General features: G+C 47.0%; 1 protein-coding gene. It reads right to left on the bottom strand.

Features of this window, described 5'->3' with window-relative positions:
- On the bottom strand, nucleotides 1-598 hold a 598-nt coding region (locus tag R7R24_RS28590; RefSeq protein ID WP_318120444.1), incomplete at both ends, for a UvrB domain 3-containing protein.

Below are 598 nucleotides of genomic sequence, written 5' to 3'. Positions count from 1 at the left end.
CTGAATGCTTTAGAGAGTGACAGGGCCGCTTTATCGAACCGCTTCTTACCATCTTCCAGGTTAAGAATGTGGTTCATGGCACCTGCGAGCAAGCCAAGTGTATTGGTTCGATAATCGCTGTAGTCGAAGCCATGCATGATCCCACGGCAAACATCTAGCTTGGTCATAGTGACGGCTAAAGCTTCAGCCAGGTCAATTGTCGGAGACCCGTTACCGCTTGCTGTGTAGTTCGCAATTGCATTGCGAAGCTCAGGCGCGATGCCTAAGTAATCTACAATCAAGCCACCTTCTTTATCGCGGAATACACGGTTAACACGAGCGATAGCCTGCATCAAGTTATGGCCTTTAAGCGGCTTGTCGATATACATGGTATTCAAACAAGGCGCATCAAAACCTGTCAGCCACATATCGCAAACAATGACCAGCTTCAGTTCATCTTCAGGGTCTTTAACTCGCTTAGCGATTTTCTTCTGAATTGGCTTTTTATGGATATGCTTTTGGTACTTGGCAGGGTCATCAGATGTGCCTGTCATGATGACCTTCATGCAGCCTTTTTCTGGATCGTCGTTTGCCCAATCAGGCTTGAGTTCAGCAATCT

The organism is Vibrio sp. 704 (genome assembly GCF_033339295.1).
Note: the sequence above shows the minus strand (reverse complement) of the source record. Positions and strands in the feature narration are given on the sequence as shown.